Below are 15825 nucleotides of genomic sequence, written 5' to 3' on the forward strand. Positions count from 1 at the left end.
GAATTCCAGCATAACCGCTGGAATTGCAACTTCTTATTTTTAATTGTTTATGTTCTATTCTGTAAACATTTATCTTTCTATAAAAGACCTATCAACTGTTGCAATTATAGGTGTAAACAAGAATGACAAAAGAGTACGAGATTGAGTAACTATGTACACTTCTGCTGGCATGCCAGGGTATAGGTATACATTTTTAAACTGAGCAAGCTCCGGTTTTGGTATCACCACACGCACTGAGTAATAACGGCCTAGTCTTGGATCGTCAAGAGCATCAGGAGAAATATAGCTTACTATACCATTAATTAAGCTTAAACGCCGTGCACTGTAAGCACTTAAACGCACTTTAACTTTTAATCCTTCCAATCCGTCAATAGAGACTATGTTACTATCTTTTTTTTGCGCTGATAATATTTCTTCTATGTTTCTAGTCTGAATTTTAGCGTCTATTATTAGATCATCATCAGATGGCACTACGCTCATAATTGGAACACCAGACTGTATAACACCACCTTCAGTATGGTATCTTATATCTGTAACTATCCCATCTTGTGGTGATTTAATTACTGTGCGCGATAATGAATCCTGGGCAACCATTAACCTTTCTTTTAAATCCCCAATAGATGTGCTAACTTCTTTCAGTTCAGCGTTTGCTCTTTCTTGATAATCATTCTTTATATTTATAATTTCTAATTTATTTTCTCCAATTCTTTGCTGCACTTGAGATACTGCAGCTCGATAATGACCAACTCTACCCTCAATCTCAGCAAACTGTTTTTCTAAAGCTACAATATGCGGCCTACCTATATGACCACTATCAAGCAACTGTCTTTTTGTTTCCAGCTCTTCACTTATTAAATCATATTGCTTGTGAGCTGCATCCAATTGAGAATTTAATCCTGCTAATTCATCATGTAACTGTTTTATACGTTGCTGTAATATATCCGTTTTGCCGAGTGTACTTTTTCTCTGAGAGTCAAATAGTTTTATTTGATTTTTGGTAACTTTATCTACAACTTCATCATCGAATAACTTTTTCATCTCATCGGAAAACTCAACCATTTCGACATCTCCTCTGATTGCAATAAGCCTTGCCTCAGTTGCTAAAAACGATAAGAGTTTCTCTTTAATAATACTTAAATTTGCTTTTTCATTGAGATCACTTAATAACACTAAAGGTTCATCTTTTTTAACTGCTTGGCTCTCTTTTACTAAAATCTTGTTGATTATTCCTCCACCCAAGTGTTGAACTATCTTCCTATTTGAAGACACAACAACTTCTCCGCTTGCATGCACTGCGCCGTCAATTGGAGCTACAACAGACCAAATGCCACCTATGCCGAAAAAAATAAGTAAAACTACAAGACCAAAAAATAATGGTCCCCATGTTACGCTAAGAACTTCATTTACGTTATTACTTTCACGCTTTAAAATAAAACTTATTATTGCATCCAGACATGCAAAGGTTTTATCTAAAAATTTTGGATATTTTTTCTTTTTGCCTTTCATTCCTTGCATATTTATATCATCACTATGGCCAAGCAGACCTGTTAAGGAGAATCCAGCCTTAAGTTTTTTTAACTTATTTATCATATACTACTTAAGAATTTGAGTTAACGTAAAGTAACACATAAAAATGAATACTCTATGATTTAAATGTTGTATTTAGGTTGTAGAACACAAGAGTAAACTATTTAGTAACAATTACAGTTGATCTACAATAATAATAAAAATTCTTTAAATTTCCGTTTTCTTGTGTTGACATGATATACCTTTAGTAGTACCAATGTTTTTTTAAGCTAAGGGGGCTTTATGCATAGTTCAACTAATTCACATGAAACCGTAATTATGACAGGCGAAGCTGAAAATCTAAGCCAGATTGCTCAGCAAAATCCTAACAAACCTCATACTAGAGCTACACGCGAGTACAAATATATAACTTTGAAAGAGGCATTAAAGAATCTTGCTGATAAGGGGCCAAACCATCTGAATAAAGGGCTTTTTTTAGCTAAAAATGATCCAGACGCTCAAAAGCTTATTGATTCAATTCAAAAAGAAATTAAACGCTATGTAAGTGATGATTGCTCTATAGAAAATGCAAGATTAAGAGGAAGGAAAGATAAGTCATTTACAGTATGGGTATCGCTAAAAGAAGATAAAGGAGAATTGCAAACTGATAAGTTGTTTTCTAGCGATGTTTTCAAAAACAGTACTCCGAAAATTACATCTGTTACGTTCGTGTCTCAAGAAGACATTAGACTAGTACGTCTCTCGCAAAATGATAAAGGAGTGAGGCTTTATGAAGTGATCAATCAGTCTTGTAGAATTAAATTTGACTGGAAAGTAGGTGATAAAGACTTCAGCATCACTGTAGATATTAGTAGCGATGGTAAAGTAACTTATAGTAGCCCAAGTGAAGGTTTAAATTATGCAGATTTAGAAAAAAACACAGCTGTAAAAATTAGAACTGGCTACAGCAAAGATAAAGATATGACCTTGAAGGAGTTGATTTCAAAAGATCCACGGCAACAAGCAAGCGGAGAAACACTAACAATTAACCCAGAAACAACTGTAACAAGCGTGAAACCACCAGAACAACACCTAGCTTCTGGTGAAAATCAAGCTCCTGCTAGTCAAAGTAGGTAAGTAAGAAAAAAACGTTACAAGCGTTTGGTGTAAGTTACTTGTATATACAAGTAACTTACGCTTTTTGGTTATTCCACTTGAGACAGTAATGGACATTTTTAGGACTAGAAGGTATTATTTTTCATTATAATAACTATAAAAAGTTGATGTCGAATAATAGCGCAGTAAATGTAGTTACCAGATTTGCTCCATCGCCAACAGGTTTTTTGCACATTGGTGGAGCTCGTACTGCTTTGTTTAATTGGCTTTATGCAAAGCATCATGGTGGTAAATTTTTGTTACGTATTGAAGACACTGACAGAAAACGTTCAACACAAGAAGCAATTGATGCGATTATAGATGGATTAAAATGGCTTGGCATAGGCTATGATGGAGAAATAGTATATCAATCAAAAAGAATAGAAAGGCATAAAGAAGTTGCAAATCTCCTGATTGAGCAAGGCAAAGCATATTACTGCTATTGCCCTCAAGATGAAGTTGCAGAAGCAAAAATCAAAGCAAGAGAGGAAGGAAAAATATATAAACATAAATGTACTGCAAGTGTTGATAAAAGCGTCAAGCCAGTTGTGCGCTTTAAAGTACCAGATTCAGAGGAAATCATTGTTAATGATGAAATATACGGCCCAATTAAGGTAAATAGCGACCAGCTTGATGATATAGTAATCTTGCGTTCTGACAGCACTCCAACATATATTTTTGCAGTGGTTGTGGATGATCATGATGCTGGAATAACTCATATAATACGTGGTTCTGATCATCTCACTAACACCTTTAAGCAATTGCTGATATACCAGGCTCTTGGGTTTCACATTCCACACTTTGCACATGTGCCACTTATACATGGTGAAGATGGGAATAAGCTATCTAAAAGGCATGGTGCAACGAGCATTTGTGACTACGAAAAAATGGGGATATTGCCAGAAGCGATGCGTAATTACCTGCTGAGACTCGGTTGGAGTCATGGTAATGATGAGATCATTAGCGATGAACAAGCAATAGGATGGTTTAATTTGAGTAGTATTGGACGTTCACCTGCACGGCTTGATTTTAAAAAATTAGAGCATTTAAATAATCATTATATTAATAACACAAGCAATGAGGATATTCTGGATATTTTAAATACATTTGCTCCGATGTTAAAACTGAGTGATATAAAAAAGAACTATTTATTGCAAGGGCTCACAGAGTTAAAAAAAAGAGCGAATTACCTAACCGAATTACCCAATTTAGCAAAATTTTATATTAAAGATCTGCCACTTGATTTAAGTGAAGAAGCTTACCAAGTTATAATATCTAACATGAGTACAATAGACTTACTTTCATCACTCTTCTTGAATATTAGTAATGATAACTGGGATAAAAGCTTTCTTTCTTTCAAAATTAAAGAATTTTCAAAGCTACATGATATTAAAATGAGTGATATTTACCACTCATTGCGTGCCCCTATAACCGGAATAATGGATGCACCTGGAATTATTGATATCATGGTAATTCTTGGTAAAGATGAATGTGTAAAAAGATTGGAATATTCTAGGAATTATAGCTAACACAGGTAAGATTTGCTGATTAATAGCGGTATGACGTAGGGAACGCTCTATCCTGCTGAGCTTATAAAAACTCCCTGATAGTCTTAAATAAAACTTCCAATGAACGACTATCGGACATATTATGCTCTGCTGATTTGATCAAATGTACTTCAACATCAGGTGATCTAATTTTTTCAGCTAAATTAAGTGATACGCTATATGGAACATCTTTATCATTAATGCTATGCAGTAAACGCACAGGGCAGTTTATATCTATAATCTCTTTATTTAAAAGTAGATTTTTTTTACCATCTTCAATCAAGTTTTTAGTTATTTTGTATGTGCAATTTTGATCATGCTCTGAGGTAAAATCTATTACTCCTTTAAAATCTAGCTCCTCTTTTTGTTTATTTGATAGCTCCGTTGACATTAAGTCTTCAGTAAAATCAGGAGCAGATGATATACCAATTAATGCTGAGATTTTTTCTGGAAATTGAAGGGCTGTCAGTAGCATGAGCCACGCTCCCATACTTGAACCTATAATTATTTGTTTGCCACTTGTTAATTCATTTACTACTCTAACGCAATTTTTTTGCCAATCGCTTATTGTGTAATCAGTAAAATTACCACTTGAACATCCATGACCAAAATAATCAAACAATATGAGTGCTATATCATTTTCTTGGCAAAATTTGCAAATAGCAGTGGCTTTTGTCCCTTCCATATTAGATGCAAAACCACCAAAAAAAACTACAGAAGCTTTTTTTCCTTGCAGCTTTTTATATGCTATGTAGTCGTTATTCTCATCAAATAATTTACAATAATCCATAATACTTCCTCTATAACCTGCTTTCTAATAATAATTTTCGCGTTAAAACTCGCTTGCGCTCCTCAAATACATTCGAGTATTCTGTGGTGCTCATCTTCATTTCTCCTAAAAATTCTTACCATAAATTGATTATACAAGAAGTATATTACTTTGGTAAAGCTACAGGACTATCACTCATCGAACGCAAATAACTAACTAAATTTGCAACTTCTTGCGGATTGGAAATACCTGCAAACGCCATACGCGTACCTTTTATATATCCTTTTGGGCTTTTTAAAAAGGCAAACAACTCTTCATAACCCCATTTGCCACCTTTTTCTAGCACTGCTTTTGAATAATTGAATGCATTACCAAGATGAGCTTTTTTGTTGCCAACTATGTTCCATAAGTTTGGACCTACTTTGTTAGCTCCACCTTTTTCAAAACTATGACAAGCTATACATTTTTTTGCTGCTGATTTTCCTTTATCAAAATTAGCATTCTGCATAAGCGTTCCAATATCAAGCGCAACTTGTTCGATCTTCTGCTCAGATTCACTACTACCACTTGCTACTATTGTTTGGTGCTCAATTTTATACCCCTCTGGATTGTATAACATATCAACCACATTACTAACTATCATAATGATTAGCCCAGATAGTAAAATCGATGCTGCAATTTTATTAAGCTCCATAGTTAATTTTTATCAATAATGTTACTCAAATTATGCAAATATTTTTGTAAACAGCAAATAACATCTTAAGTAGCGCACCTCAAAATGTTTGAAGTGCAGCTAAATTTTTACTACTTTATCATAAGTGACTAATTTAATATGCATGGATTATATTGACTGATACCCTCTTTCTTCTTCCTTGCCAATATAAACATCTTTTAATGAAGTCTTTGGATTACAAGCGTAGTCATATATTTTGTCTCCAAACATCTTGGAAGCCACAAGTCCTGCAACTATCGTTACAGGTACCACAACAGCTCCGATCACAGCACCTGCAGCAAGAGCCCACCATGTTGCAAATACACCAGGAAAAATGGCATTTGCAGTTGCAGCAATACTAGCTCCGATTGCAATATCTGTAAGTACAATAATACCAATAATTGGCATAGCAGCTAATATTGCACGTTTCTCGACAAAATTGTCACGCTTTTTTACTTTGTTAATATCATCACGAAAACAACAACGTGCTCCTATAACCAAAGCTGCAATAAAGGCTGGAAATATGCTAGCCACAATTCCACCTATAATTAGAGGCGATAAAGCTGTGAAACTTAATCCCAAACCTACAAGAGCTCCTACTACAGATCCTATACCTGCAGTAACTATTCCAAAAAACATTAATACATTTTTGTTCATAAAATCTTCGCTCTTAATACTTTTATCCATAACAACCCGCAATATTTAAAAATATGTTATTACTGTTTCAGCCTTATTTATCAAGTTATTTTATTTGAATACGATTGCAAGGCAGGAAAGATTGATAAAAAAACGTGTAAGTTATATGATATATAAGTAGAAAATTTTTTACTTACAGCATGAGTTTATCTAAAAATTTAATAACCAGTGAATCAGTTGCAGCTGGTCACCCAGACAAAGTAGCAGACCAGATTTCAGATTCGATACTTGATAAATATCTTTCAACTGATCCTTTGTCACGTACTGCAATAGAGACTTTAGTTACCAAAGATAATGTGATTATAGCAGGAGAAGTATGTGGTCCCAATATTGAAAATAGCGAGATTGAAGGTATTGTACGTAGCACAATAAAGGATATTGGTTATGAGCATGACGGCTTTCACTGGAAAAAAGTGAAAGTCAATATCCTATTACACGAGCAGTCAAATGACATCGCAATTGGTATAGATAGGGACGATCAAGGTGCTGGAGATCAGGGCATAATGTATGGTTATGCTACAAAAGAAACAGCAAGTCTCATGCCTGCACCTATTTTCTATGCACACTTAATTCTAAAAAATACTATGAATGCAGTGAAGGAAGAAAAAATCCCAAAACTTGGCCCAGATGCAAAATCACAAATTACTTTAGCATATGAGAATGGTCTTCCTGTCCGTGCTGAAAGTATTATTGTTTCAATACAGCACGCGCAAGATTTGGATCAGTCAAAAGTAAAAGAAATAATTTATCCTTACATAGTTTCATGTTTACCTAAAGGATGGATGTGCTCTGACGAAAATCTTTTAGTTAATCCAACTGGCAGGTTTGTCATTGGTGGACCAGTTGGTGATTGTGGTTTAACTGGAAGAAAAATCATGGTTGATACTTATGGAGGATACATACCGCATGGTGGTGGGGCGTTTTCTGGAAAAGATGCAACAAAAGTTGATAGGTCTGCAGCTTATATGGCAAGGTACCTTGCCAAAAATATTGTTTTTGCAGGTTTAGCTGAACGCTCTCTTGTACAACTTTCTTATGCCATTGGTATGCCAAAACCAACTTCATTCTACATCGACACATTTGGAACAAGTGTAGTAGATGAAAAAAGGATTAAAAATTTTATAGAAGATAACATAGATTTATCAACAAAAGGCATAATCAAGCATTTAGCACTTGATCGTCCTATATATAAACGTACAGCCTGTTATGGGCATTTTGGTAAAGAGCTAGAAAACGATGGTGGATTTTCTTGGGAAAACATGAATTTATCAGCTGACCTTTGTAGAGAATTTAACATAAACAATGATTCCAAAGCCTTCAAAGGCTTTAGATAACCCAGTCAGCTAAAGTTTTTGATTTACAGTCTAATATTTATATACTAACTTATCTAAAGTATAATTATATTTACATAATAATTATACTACATTGATAATAATTTTTATTTTGAGGTTCGTGTAGGGTATAATGAAAGAAGAATTCTATAACATAGTAGTAAAAGAATCATCTGATCTGATTGAAAGAATAAAAGAGCATCCTTTTAATGTTGAGTTAATGAATGATACGTTAAATTATGAAAAATTTAAATTTTACCTTCAGCAGGACTTTTTATATTTGGTAGATTGCACTCGTGCTTTATTAATTATTGCAGCTAAAGCTAATGATACTGAAATTATGGATAAATTAACTTATATAGCTGTAGGAACATTTGCCACGAGAGGTCTATATCAAGAACATTTTGCAGATTGTGACTTATCTGATAACCACAAAAAGTCAAAATCTTGCTCTGCTTTTACCGATTTTTTTATGCGTGTTGCATATCATAATACTGTTGCTGAGGGCTTAGCAGCTTCTTATCCATGTTTTTGTATATATCAAATAATTACTCGCCATATAGTGAAGAGTAGTACAGTTTCGAGTAACAAATATCAAAAATGGATTGATATCTTTAACACCGATGCAGCAAATAGCATGATAGATGATGCAACTAATATTATGAATAAATTATATAAAAAATCTAGTATTGATGAAAGAAAACGAATGATAGAATTTTTTCGCAATGGGTTAGATCTTGAAATAGCGTTCTGGAACGAAATATATTATTCTAATACATCTTGCAGTGAAGGGGCATTGAAGGCAAATTGTTTCCAGCTAATATGATCTTGCTGGTACTGTAGTGTTTAGTAGCATAATTAAGAGTTGTTATGGTTCAAATCTTTTAAGAGATATAGTTGAGCATCCTTTTAATATTGAATTAATGAATAATACTTTGAACATAGAGAGTTTTAAGTTCTATATTCAACAAGACACATTATTTTTAGATGATTATATTCGTACCATGTTAATTGTTTCATCAAGAATGGAAGATTATCACAATATTATTTCATTGGCTGAGGTGGCTCAAGGATCAATGGCTGTGAGCAGATTTTTGCACAATCACTATTTTACCATATATGGTATAAATCGTGGAGAAAAATCTCTTGAATGCTTCAATTTCACTAATTTTCTTTTATCAATCTCGTATAGTAATACTTATGAGGCTATAACAGTTTTGTACTCATGCATGTTTATATATAAGATTGTTATTGATAACATGAAAAATGAATTCAAGAAAAATAACAGATATAAAGATTGGTTTGATTTTTGTAGCGGTAATCTAATGGAGTTCGCATCTACCACTTTAGAAAATATAGTTGATGAATACTGTAGTAAAGTAGGAGAAAGTGAAAAGAGCAGAATGCTTGAATTATTTAAAATAAGTGCCCAATTTGAGTTAGATTTGTGGAATAGCGCATATAAATTTTCAAAATTTAATATTAAAAATATTGTGCACAAAAATAATTTTTAGGCTCTCAAATCACAATTCTATGTATAATTAACAAGATGTTAATTTATTAATATTCTCTAAAATTTGAATTTTGCTTCATAGGTAATAGTTATTTAGCAAATATAGCTTAATTAATAGAATTTATATGTTTATATTACATAATATTTTAATTATAAGAATAGCTTTTATATGAGGTTTGAGATGTCTAAAACTTAAATTTTATGTTATTATAAATGTAGATCTTAATATTAAAAACAATATGGTAAATATTAATGCAAAAAAGCAGATAACAGGATTTTTTGTATACATTATTGGTTTTTCAGGTAGTGGTAAGCTTTCTACTGCAGTAGAATTATCAAATATGATAAATGCGTTAATTGTAAATATCAACTTATCTAATAATCCTCACGCTTGTTCTATATATGACAATACCTTTGAGCGTAGTCAAGTTCAAAAGGAAATCCAAGATAGAATATATGATATTGCTCAAGTTATGCTTAAGGTAATAGAGGCTTATCCAATAAGCTCAAAAAATTACATCTTTATTGATGAACTAATAAAAAATAATGACCATGATATAAGGATGTATAATTCAATAATAAAGCTTAGCGAGAAAATGAATACGGAAGTTCTCCCTATAGTTCTCAAGTGCAATCTACCAACATTACAAAAGCGTATTGAATTAAAAATGCAGAGAGAGAATAGGAGGCTTACCAGCGCAAGCAATACCGCAGAAAAATTTAAGAGAAAAGACTTATTTATACCACCAAATGCTATAGAGATAGAAAACTCAAACATAAGCATAAAAGAAGTAGCTGAGGAAATAGTAAATCAAATGCAGAAATTTAGTTTAGTTAGTTGATGTGTGTATAAGAAGATAACTTATATAGCATTTCTAATATAAATGGCAAACTTCAGTAATTGCATTACAAGCCAAAAGCTGTAAATTTTCTTATTATTGTATTAGAAATGATTGGCATCTTAGTCTTTTAGTATTCACAAAATCCTTTATATTGGATTGATGTTTTAAATTATCTATATGTTTAAAGGAATTATCACAGACATTGGGACTATAATAGACACTACCGTTAACTCCGATTCTGATAAAATTTTCCGTGTTAAAACGCAGAATTTATCTTCCATAAACAAAGGAGATTCAATAGCTTGTTCTGGTGTATGTTTAACTGTTGTTGATATAATGAGCGATACATTTACAGTTCAAGCGTCTCAAGAAACTATGAAAGTTACCAACTTAAACACATGGAAAATAGACAAAAAAATAAATCTCGAACAAGCAATGAGGCTAAGCGATAGAATCGATGGCCATTTGGTTCAAGGTCATGTTGACAAAGTAGTAGAAATCTTAACAATTGAGCAAAATTTAGATTCCCATGAAATCAAGCTATCATGTCCACAGGAATTAATTAAATTTATAGCAAAAAAAGGATCTGTAACACTGGACGGAGTTTCTCTCACAGTGAATTCAGTCACTAATCAAGAGTTTACAGTGAATATAATTCCTTATACATGGGAAAATACAACTTTTCAGTATAATAAAGCAAATGACTTTCTGAATTTAGAAGTTGACATAATCATTAGGTATTTAGACCAACTTATGCAACATAAATACAATTAATTTTACAATCTTGTTATTTATAATTACTATATCTTCAAAACCATATAGATACAAAATATGCTTTTCGACTGCTTGATTATCTTCATTATTGTTTTATGTATAATAATCTCGGTAACTCGAGGTTTTGTAAAAGAATTATGCGCGCTAATGTTTTTATTTTTGTCAGTTTTTCTTACTGCCAACCATTATGATTTTTTCACTATAAATTATAGCAAATATTTTGATTCTAAAGTTACACTAAATATACTTTCCGCAGTTTCTGTACTTATTATACTTAATCTTATATTCATAATAATAAACAATTGGTTAATGTACATCCTTTCTCCAATAAGGTTAGGATTTATCGACAGAATTACTGGAATCTTTCTTGGAATTTTTAGAGGTATATTGCTTTCTTATGTACTATTTTTTGCTGTGCATTTATATTGCTACACAGTATATGATAAAAAAGAAGAACAATCTAAAATAGAAGCAGAGGACATATTGCCTAATTGGATAATCAATTCGAATTCTTATCAAGCTTTGTTTGTAAAAATAGAGGATGTAATTGACATGTATATACCAGAGTCATTGATATTAAAAATAAAAGAGATTGGTGGAGAAGTTGCTGGACAAGAAGAGCCTACAGAAGATGAGAAAACGAAATAGTATAGAAATGTATGGATATTAATAAGAATCCTATAAGAAATTTCCTATAATTCCTTTTAAACGAACCTTAAATTTTTCAAATGTCATGACATTATTGATACGTCTATCAAGAAATGATAGTGTGTCTGTGAAATCTTCTGAATAATCATTAATAAAGAAAATTATTGTACTTAAGTATACACCAGCCAATATTCCTCGTTTTGTATAATAATTAAAGTCTGTTGATTGATCGTAGATGCCGTACCAAACTGCGCTAACAGTCTTATATAAAAGTTTACTAGAAAAATATGTATTTTTTGGCAGCACAGAGAATAACAAAATATTTTTTAGAAATTCTCTATAGTTTGGCAGTTTGACATAATTCGAGAGACGTATGTGAATTGCAAATTTTATCCGTTCACGCACTTTCATATCTTCTAAATTAGAGTTTTTCAGCTCCGTTTCCATTGCGTTATTCAAATCCTCTGCTATATAGTCCAAAGCGCTATATATCCCATTTTGAAATTTACAAAAACTATTGGCCAAATTAAGATCTGTGCACACTTTTAATAGTGTATCATCACTTATTCCTTCAAATGGAATAACCCTGATTAGATTATCTACTATTAATTTGATTTCATCTTGTTCCATAGCAACATTTGACTAAATAGCATCTGTAATTGTAAATGAATCCTTTAATTTTTCAAACATCTTGCGAAAAGCTTCACCACGCTCTTCAAAATTTGTCCATTGATCAAAAGAAGCACATGCTGGAGAAAGTAATATTGTTATTTCCTCTTTGCTATTAAAGGCCTCCCCGCAAGCTAATTCAAACGCATTTTTCAGATTGCCACACTCTACAAAATCCACTTTATTTTTCAGAGTAGCTGCAAAAGCTTCAGTTGACTCTCCGATTAAAAATGCTTTCTTAATTCTTGGAAAATGCTTGCTCAGTGATTCTATACCACCCTCTTTACTTCTTCCACCAGCAATCCAATATATGTTATCGTAAGATAAGATCGCTTTTTCACTTGATTCAGCATTAGTTGCTTTGCTGTCATTTACAAACAATACATTTTTTATTTTACCAAGCAGCTCATTTCTATGTTTTAGTCCTGGAAAAGATTTAATTCCATTAATAATGGTGCTGCTATCTATTCCAAGTAACTTACACACGGCGTATGCAGCAGCTATATTTTCTGCATTGGAAGTTAAATTTATTTTTGTATCGCTTAGCTGGATCTGAGTAGTCATGCACTGGGATAACACCGAAAAGTGTTCTTCCAAAAAAGCTCTCCCTGATATTGGAACTTTATCTCCGGTAAAATCATTAAATATGCCAGAAGTAATTTCATTATCACATCCTATCACTGCTATTTTACTACCGTTTATCAGTTTTAATTTAGCTGCTATATAATTCTCCATACTTCCATGCCTATCTATGTGATCTGGTGTGATATTGAGTAATACTGAAATATCAATCTCTGTCATTCCAGTGCGTGACACTGGAATCCATACCTTTTTTTCTGGATCCCAGTGTCGAAGCACTGGGATGACAGTATGCATGTTCAGCAGCTCCAATTGAAAAGAGGAAAGTTCGATTACATAAATCTCAGCATCTATGTTTAGGTTCAAAACTGGAATGCCTAAATTGCCTCCAACGTCCACCTTTTTTCCGACGAATTTTAATATGTGCCCTATTAGCGACGTAGTGGTTGATTTACCATTTGTGCCAGTGATACCTACCACTTTCTGGTTTGTTGCTTTAGCCTCTAGAAATAGCTCAATGTCTGATTTTATTTTACAATCAAAACTTCTTGCAAGTTTCACTATCCAATGAGGTTTTGGGTATACAAGCGGCACTCCAGGGCTTAAAATCAATGCTACTATCTCTTGCCAATTATATTCTTTTGGATGAATAAAGTTGCACTCTTTATATATTCCTTTTGTGTTTGCTATTTGCTCTTCATTGTCATCCCACGCATACACTTTTGCTCCGCTGTTTATTAGGGCATTAATAGCAGATAATCCTGTCTTACCAAGACCAAAAACTGCAACGCTTTGATTTTTATATTTATTCAGTTGCATGATTTATTTTGAAATGTTGTATAAATTGTGAATAGTGCTAATGTAAAGAATTTGCAAATGTTAATTATTACCTGTAGTATATAGGAAAGTTAGTAAGGATTTTAATAAGGAAATAATATGCCATCTGTTACTTTTATTTTGCCCGATGGGAGTAAGAAAATCTATGAAGCTGCAGAGGGTGAAACTCTGCTTAATTTAGCTCATAGAAGTGAACCAGACTTACTTGAAGGTGCATGTGAAGGCTCTCTTGCTTGTTCTACATGCCATGTAATTGTCGATCCAGAATTTTATAATGCTGTAGAAACGCATAATCCTATATCTGATGAGGAAAATGATATGTTAGATCTAGCTTTTGGCTTAACAGAGACATCAAGACTAGGGTGTCAAATCAAAATAACAAAAGATATTGATGGTTTGTGTGTTAATATACCAAGAGGTACAAGAAATATATCACTGGATAAACAAGGGAATGATTAGCTATGCGTAAGATTTTTATCTATATTATCGTCTCTTTATTTTTATTTATTCCCACAGCATATAGTGGTTTTTGGTATTTTTCTGCATGGAAGGCAAAAAACCTCCTAGTTGAAACAATCTCTTACATTAATGACGAAAAATTTGATGTGTCGTACGATTTTAGTGGATTTCCTTTTAGTTTTGTTTTTCGTATTACGAACCCAAAAATCTCTAATGAGCAGTTAACTGTTTCATCTGAAGCTTTGCTTGTAAAAAATAGATTATTCGATAAGTCAGTATACATTTATATACCAAGTAATGAAATCAATATTGCTGATCACAGCGATGAAAAAAAGAGCATAAAATGCAATATAAACGATAACAGTCGCTTTATTGTTAAGCTAAACGATTTACCGTCTTCGCTACGCTTTGATGGAAATAATACCGTAATAGACTATATAAATACGCTTCGTTATGAAGACTACGGTTTGCAATGTGACATTTCATCCAATTCAGAAAATCAAAAAAGTATCGCAACTGAAGTTAATGATAGAAGTAATTATATAGAATTTAATTTCAACAAAGCGCTTGATGCAAATGCTAAACTAGGATTTGATTTTTACATTTATCGATATAAAAATGCTGCAAGTCCTGAAAACTACCTAAGTATTGATACAAAGTTTGATTATGAATTTGTAAATGAGGTTTCATCTTCCAGAATTAATTTTAATATGGAAAAATTTTTAATTCAGAGTAGCAGATCTCTTGAAGAACCTATTTTTTCTCTCACTGCAGATGGTAGGATAAATAATTACAATTTGGCTACATCTTCATTTAAAGGCAAGATCAATGTGGATATATCAAATTATAAGGAATTAATCTCATTTTTAACTGGTGAAGAGTTTTCAAAAAGTTACCCAAAAGCTTCAAGTGCGTTTGAGAAATTCATACCTTCCTTATCAGAAAAAACAGATGATACTGCCATTCAGTTCACAATAAGATATGATGATGATATAGGGTCGGGCTTTATTGGAAAATTATCCACTGCTGATTTTATGGATAAATTAAGTAAGATTACTAAACTACTAAATGATCAAAGTAGCAATTAGTATATTTGTACTATTGGTTTTTCATTTAAATATCAACGCTTTTACCTTGGATGATAAACTTCCAGATAAGAATATGGAAAAGCGTGCAACTAATTTATTTGAGATAATAAAATGTCCTATATGTTCTGGTGAATCATTGTCTGAATCTCAATCTCAGCTTGCGTATGATATGCGCAAAATAATTCGTAAAAAAATCATGGATGGAGCTACTAACAAAGAAATAATTTCAGAGTTAAAAAGCTCTTACGGTGATTCAATTATAATCACCCCACCTATCAGGTCTAGCACGTATATTCTATGGTGCATTCCATTAATAACATTACTTGTTGGATGTTTTTTAATACCAAAATATATTAATACGTCCAATACTTAACAGCTATGCTTATATAAATAAGGTTCACCGAATAGAATCAGTAATATTTAAATAATTTTTAAAAACAAGAAGTTGTCATCGAAGTAGCCCTTCCCTCGTAATCCAAGTAGCCCATTCCCTTGTCATCCCAGTGCGTGACACTGGGATCTAAGTTTTATGGAAAATTATGATATTTATATACTTGCAATGGAAGGTCAACTTAGCTGCAAGAGAAAACCAAAATTGATATGATTTATGTTATGAAATTAAGAGAGATCCCAGTGTCGAAGCACTGGGATTGTAAAGGTCAACTAATTCGATGACAAAAATGTTAAGATAAAAGAAACA

At 32.5% G+C, this 15825-nt stretch carries 17 protein-coding genes; 11 read left to right on the forward strand and 6 right to left on the reverse strand.

The window, feature by feature from the left end; translation table 11 throughout:
* Positions 1 to 69: 69 nt before the first annotated feature.
* Positions 70 to 1590, reverse strand: a complete 1521-nt coding sequence (locus ASM33_RS06105; protein ID WP_179947416.1) for an HlyD family type I secretion periplasmic adaptor subunit — start codon at positions 1588 to 1590, stop codon at positions 70 to 72.
* A gap of 219 nt (positions 1591 to 1809) precedes the next feature.
* Between ASM33_RS06105 and ASM33_RS06110 the strand changes: the two genes are divergently transcribed.
* Positions 1810 to 2643 carry a hypothetical protein gene (locus tag ASM33_RS06110; protein ID WP_110409938.1) on the forward strand — a complete coding sequence of 278 codons (834 nt, stop codon included), beginning with the start codon at positions 1810 to 1812 and terminating at the stop codon, positions 2641 to 2643.
* 146 nt (positions 2644 to 2789) lie between these two features.
* A complete protein-coding gene (gene gltX / locus ASM33_RS06115) occupies positions 2790 to 4190 on the forward strand; it encodes a glutamate--tRNA ligase (RefSeq protein ID WP_110409937.1) in 1401 nt (466 codons plus the stop codon).
* Between the two features lie 61 nt (positions 4191 to 4251).
* Here gltX and ASM33_RS06120 read toward each other — a convergent pair whose 3' ends face one another.
* From ASM33_RS06120 to ASM33_RS06130, 3 genes are all read right to left on the reverse strand, one after another.
* Entirely contained in the window at positions 4252 to 4998 is a 747-nt protein-coding gene (locus ASM33_RS06120; RefSeq protein ID WP_110409936.1) for an alpha/beta hydrolase, read from the reverse strand.
* 145 nt (positions 4999 to 5143) lie between these two features.
* Positions 5144 to 5671 (reverse strand): c-type cytochrome, encoded by a 528-nt coding sequence (locus tag ASM33_RS06125; RefSeq protein WP_110409935.1) that lies wholly within the window; start codon positions 5669 to 5671, stop codon positions 5144 to 5146.
* A 147-nt stretch (positions 5672 to 5818) separates the two neighbouring features.
* On the reverse strand, positions 5819 to 6376 hold the full coding sequence (locus ASM33_RS06130) for a hypothetical protein (RefSeq protein WP_110409934.1): 558 nt from the start codon (positions 6374 to 6376) through the stop codon (positions 5819 to 5821).
* 149 nt (positions 6377 to 6525) lie between these two features.
* Here ASM33_RS06130 and metK point away from each other — a divergent pair, with 149 nt between their 5' ends.
* The 6 genes from metK to ASM33_RS06160 all read left to right on the forward strand — a co-directional run bounded on the left by metK (position 6526) and on the right by ASM33_RS06160 (position 11493).
* Positions 6526 to 7719: a methionine adenosyltransferase gene (gene metK / locus ASM33_RS06135; RefSeq protein ID WP_110409933.1), complete on the forward strand. Its 1194-nt coding sequence runs from the start codon at positions 6526 to 6528 to the stop codon at positions 7717 to 7719.
* Between the two features lie 130 nt (positions 7720 to 7849).
* Complete coding sequence (locus ASM33_RS06140; RefSeq protein WP_110409932.1) at positions 7850 to 8542, forward strand: TenA family protein; 693 nt, start codon at positions 7850 to 7852, stop codon at positions 8540 to 8542.
* A gap of 16 nt (positions 8543 to 8558) precedes the next feature.
* The gene (locus ASM33_RS06145) at positions 8559 to 9230 is read left to right on the forward strand and encodes a TenA family protein (RefSeq protein WP_110409931.1); all 672 of its coding nucleotides are present in this window, start codon (positions 8559 to 8561) and stop codon (positions 9228 to 9230) included.
* Positions 9231 to 9468: 238 nt separating this feature from the next.
* Complete coding sequence (locus ASM33_RS06150; protein WP_110410570.1) at positions 9469 to 10071, forward strand: hypothetical protein; 603 nt, start codon at positions 9469 to 9471, stop codon at positions 10069 to 10071.
* 177 nt (positions 10072 to 10248) lie between these two features.
* Positions 10249 to 10845: a riboflavin synthase gene (locus ASM33_RS06155; RefSeq protein ID WP_110409930.1), complete on the forward strand. Its 597-nt coding sequence runs from the start codon at positions 10249 to 10251 to the stop codon at positions 10843 to 10845.
* 57 nt (positions 10846 to 10902) lie between these two features.
* A complete protein-coding gene (locus ASM33_RS06160; RefSeq protein WP_110409929.1) occupies positions 10903 to 11493 on the forward strand; it encodes a CvpA family protein in 591 nt (196 codons plus the stop codon).
* 30 nt (positions 11494 to 11523) lie between these two features.
* On the opposite strand, the gene ASM33_RS06165 is transcribed toward ASM33_RS06160, so the two are convergent.
* A complete protein-coding gene (locus tag ASM33_RS06165) occupies positions 11524 to 12123 on the reverse strand; it encodes a COQ9 family protein (protein WP_110409928.1) in 600 nt (199 codons plus the stop codon).
* A gap of 12 nt (positions 12124 to 12135) precedes the next feature.
* Positions 12136 to 13560, reverse strand: a complete 1425-nt coding sequence (murD, locus tag ASM33_RS06170; RefSeq protein WP_110409927.1) for a UDP-N-acetylmuramoyl-L-alanine--D-glutamate ligase — start codon at positions 13558 to 13560, stop codon at positions 12136 to 12138.
* A gap of 117 nt (positions 13561 to 13677) precedes the next feature.
* On the opposite strand from murD, the gene ASM33_RS06175 reads away from it, so the two are divergent.
* The 3 genes from ASM33_RS06175 to ASM33_RS06185 are packed head-to-tail and all read left to right on the forward strand — an operon-like array spanning position 13678 to position 15498.
* Positions 13678 to 14037 (forward strand): ferredoxin family 2Fe-2S iron-sulfur cluster binding protein, encoded by a 360-nt coding sequence (locus ASM33_RS06175; protein WP_110409926.1) that lies wholly within the window; start codon positions 13678 to 13680, stop codon positions 14035 to 14037.
* A 2-nt stretch (positions 14038 to 14039) separates the two neighbouring features.
* Entirely contained in the window at positions 14040 to 15125 is a 1086-nt protein-coding gene (locus ASM33_RS06180) for a hypothetical protein (protein WP_110409925.1), read from the forward strand.
* On the forward strand, positions 15106 to 15498 hold the full coding sequence (locus ASM33_RS06185) for a cytochrome c-type biogenesis protein (protein ID WP_257790994.1): 393 nt from the start codon (positions 15106 to 15108) through the stop codon (positions 15496 to 15498). The genes ASM33_RS06180 and ASM33_RS06185 overlap by 20 nt, the downstream gene beginning before the upstream one ends.
* The last annotated feature ends 327 nt before the right edge of the window (positions 15499 to 15825 follow it).

Origin of the sequence: Wolbachia endosymbiont of Folsomia candida (assembly GCF_001931755.2) — a bacterium.
Classification (GTDB): domain Bacteria; phylum Pseudomonadota; class Alphaproteobacteria; order Rickettsiales; family Anaplasmataceae; genus Wolbachia.

What these genes read in the sequence shown, in the direction of transcription:
- ASM33_RS06165 (WP_110409928.1), bottom strand. Translation starts at nt 12,123, where the DNA reads ATGGAACAAGATGAAATCAAATTAATAGTAGATAATCTAATCAGGGTT.
- ASM33_RS06150 (WP_110410570.1), top strand. Translation starts at nt 9,469, where the DNA reads ATGGTAAATATTAATGCAAAAAAGCAGATAACAGGATTTTTTGTATAC.
- ASM33_RS06185 (WP_257790994.1), top strand. Translation starts at nt 15,106, where the DNA reads ATGATCAAAGTAGCAATTAGTATATTTGTACTATTGGTTTTTCATTTA.
- metK (WP_110409933.1), top strand. Translation starts at nt 6,526, where the DNA reads ATGAGTTTATCTAAAAATTTAATAACCAGTGAATCAGTTGCAGCTGGT.
- ASM33_RS06105 (WP_179947416.1), bottom strand. Translation starts at nt 1,590, where the DNA reads ATGATAAATAAGTTAAAAAAACTTAAGGCTGGATTCTCCTTAACAGGT.
- ASM33_RS06120 (WP_110409936.1), bottom strand. Translation starts at nt 4,998, where the DNA reads ATGGATTATTGTAAATTATTTGATGAGAATAACGACTACATAGCATAT.
- gltX (WP_110409937.1), top strand. Translation starts at nt 2,790, where the DNA reads ATGTCGAATAATAGCGCAGTAAATGTAGTTACCAGATTTGCTCCATCG.
- murD (WP_110409927.1), bottom strand. Translation starts at nt 13,560, where the DNA reads ATGCAACTGAATAAATATAAAAATCAAAGCGTTGCAGTTTTTGGTCTT.
- ASM33_RS06140 (WP_110409932.1), top strand. Translation starts at nt 7,850, where the DNA reads ATGAAAGAAGAATTCTATAACATAGTAGTAAAAGAATCATCTGATCTG.
- ASM33_RS06180 (WP_110409925.1), top strand. Translation starts at nt 14,040, where the DNA reads ATGCGTAAGATTTTTATCTATATTATCGTCTCTTTATTTTTATTTATT.
- ASM33_RS06110 (WP_110409938.1), top strand. Translation starts at nt 1,810, where the DNA reads ATGCATAGTTCAACTAATTCACATGAAACCGTAATTATGACAGGCGAA.
- ASM33_RS06130 (WP_110409934.1), bottom strand. Translation starts at nt 6,376, where the DNA reads ATGGATAAAAGTATTAAGAGCGAAGATTTTATGAACAAAAATGTATTA.
- ASM33_RS06125 (WP_110409935.1), bottom strand. Translation starts at nt 5,671, where the DNA reads ATGGAGCTTAATAAAATTGCAGCATCGATTTTACTATCTGGGCTAATC.
- ASM33_RS06175 (WP_110409926.1), top strand. Translation starts at nt 13,678, where the DNA reads ATGCCATCTGTTACTTTTATTTTGCCCGATGGGAGTAAGAAAATCTAT.
- ASM33_RS06155 (WP_110409930.1), top strand. Translation starts at nt 10,249, where the DNA reads ATGTTTAAAGGAATTATCACAGACATTGGGACTATAATAGACACTACC.
- ASM33_RS06160 (WP_110409929.1), top strand. Translation starts at nt 10,903, where the DNA reads ATGCTTTTCGACTGCTTGATTATCTTCATTATTGTTTTATGTATAATA.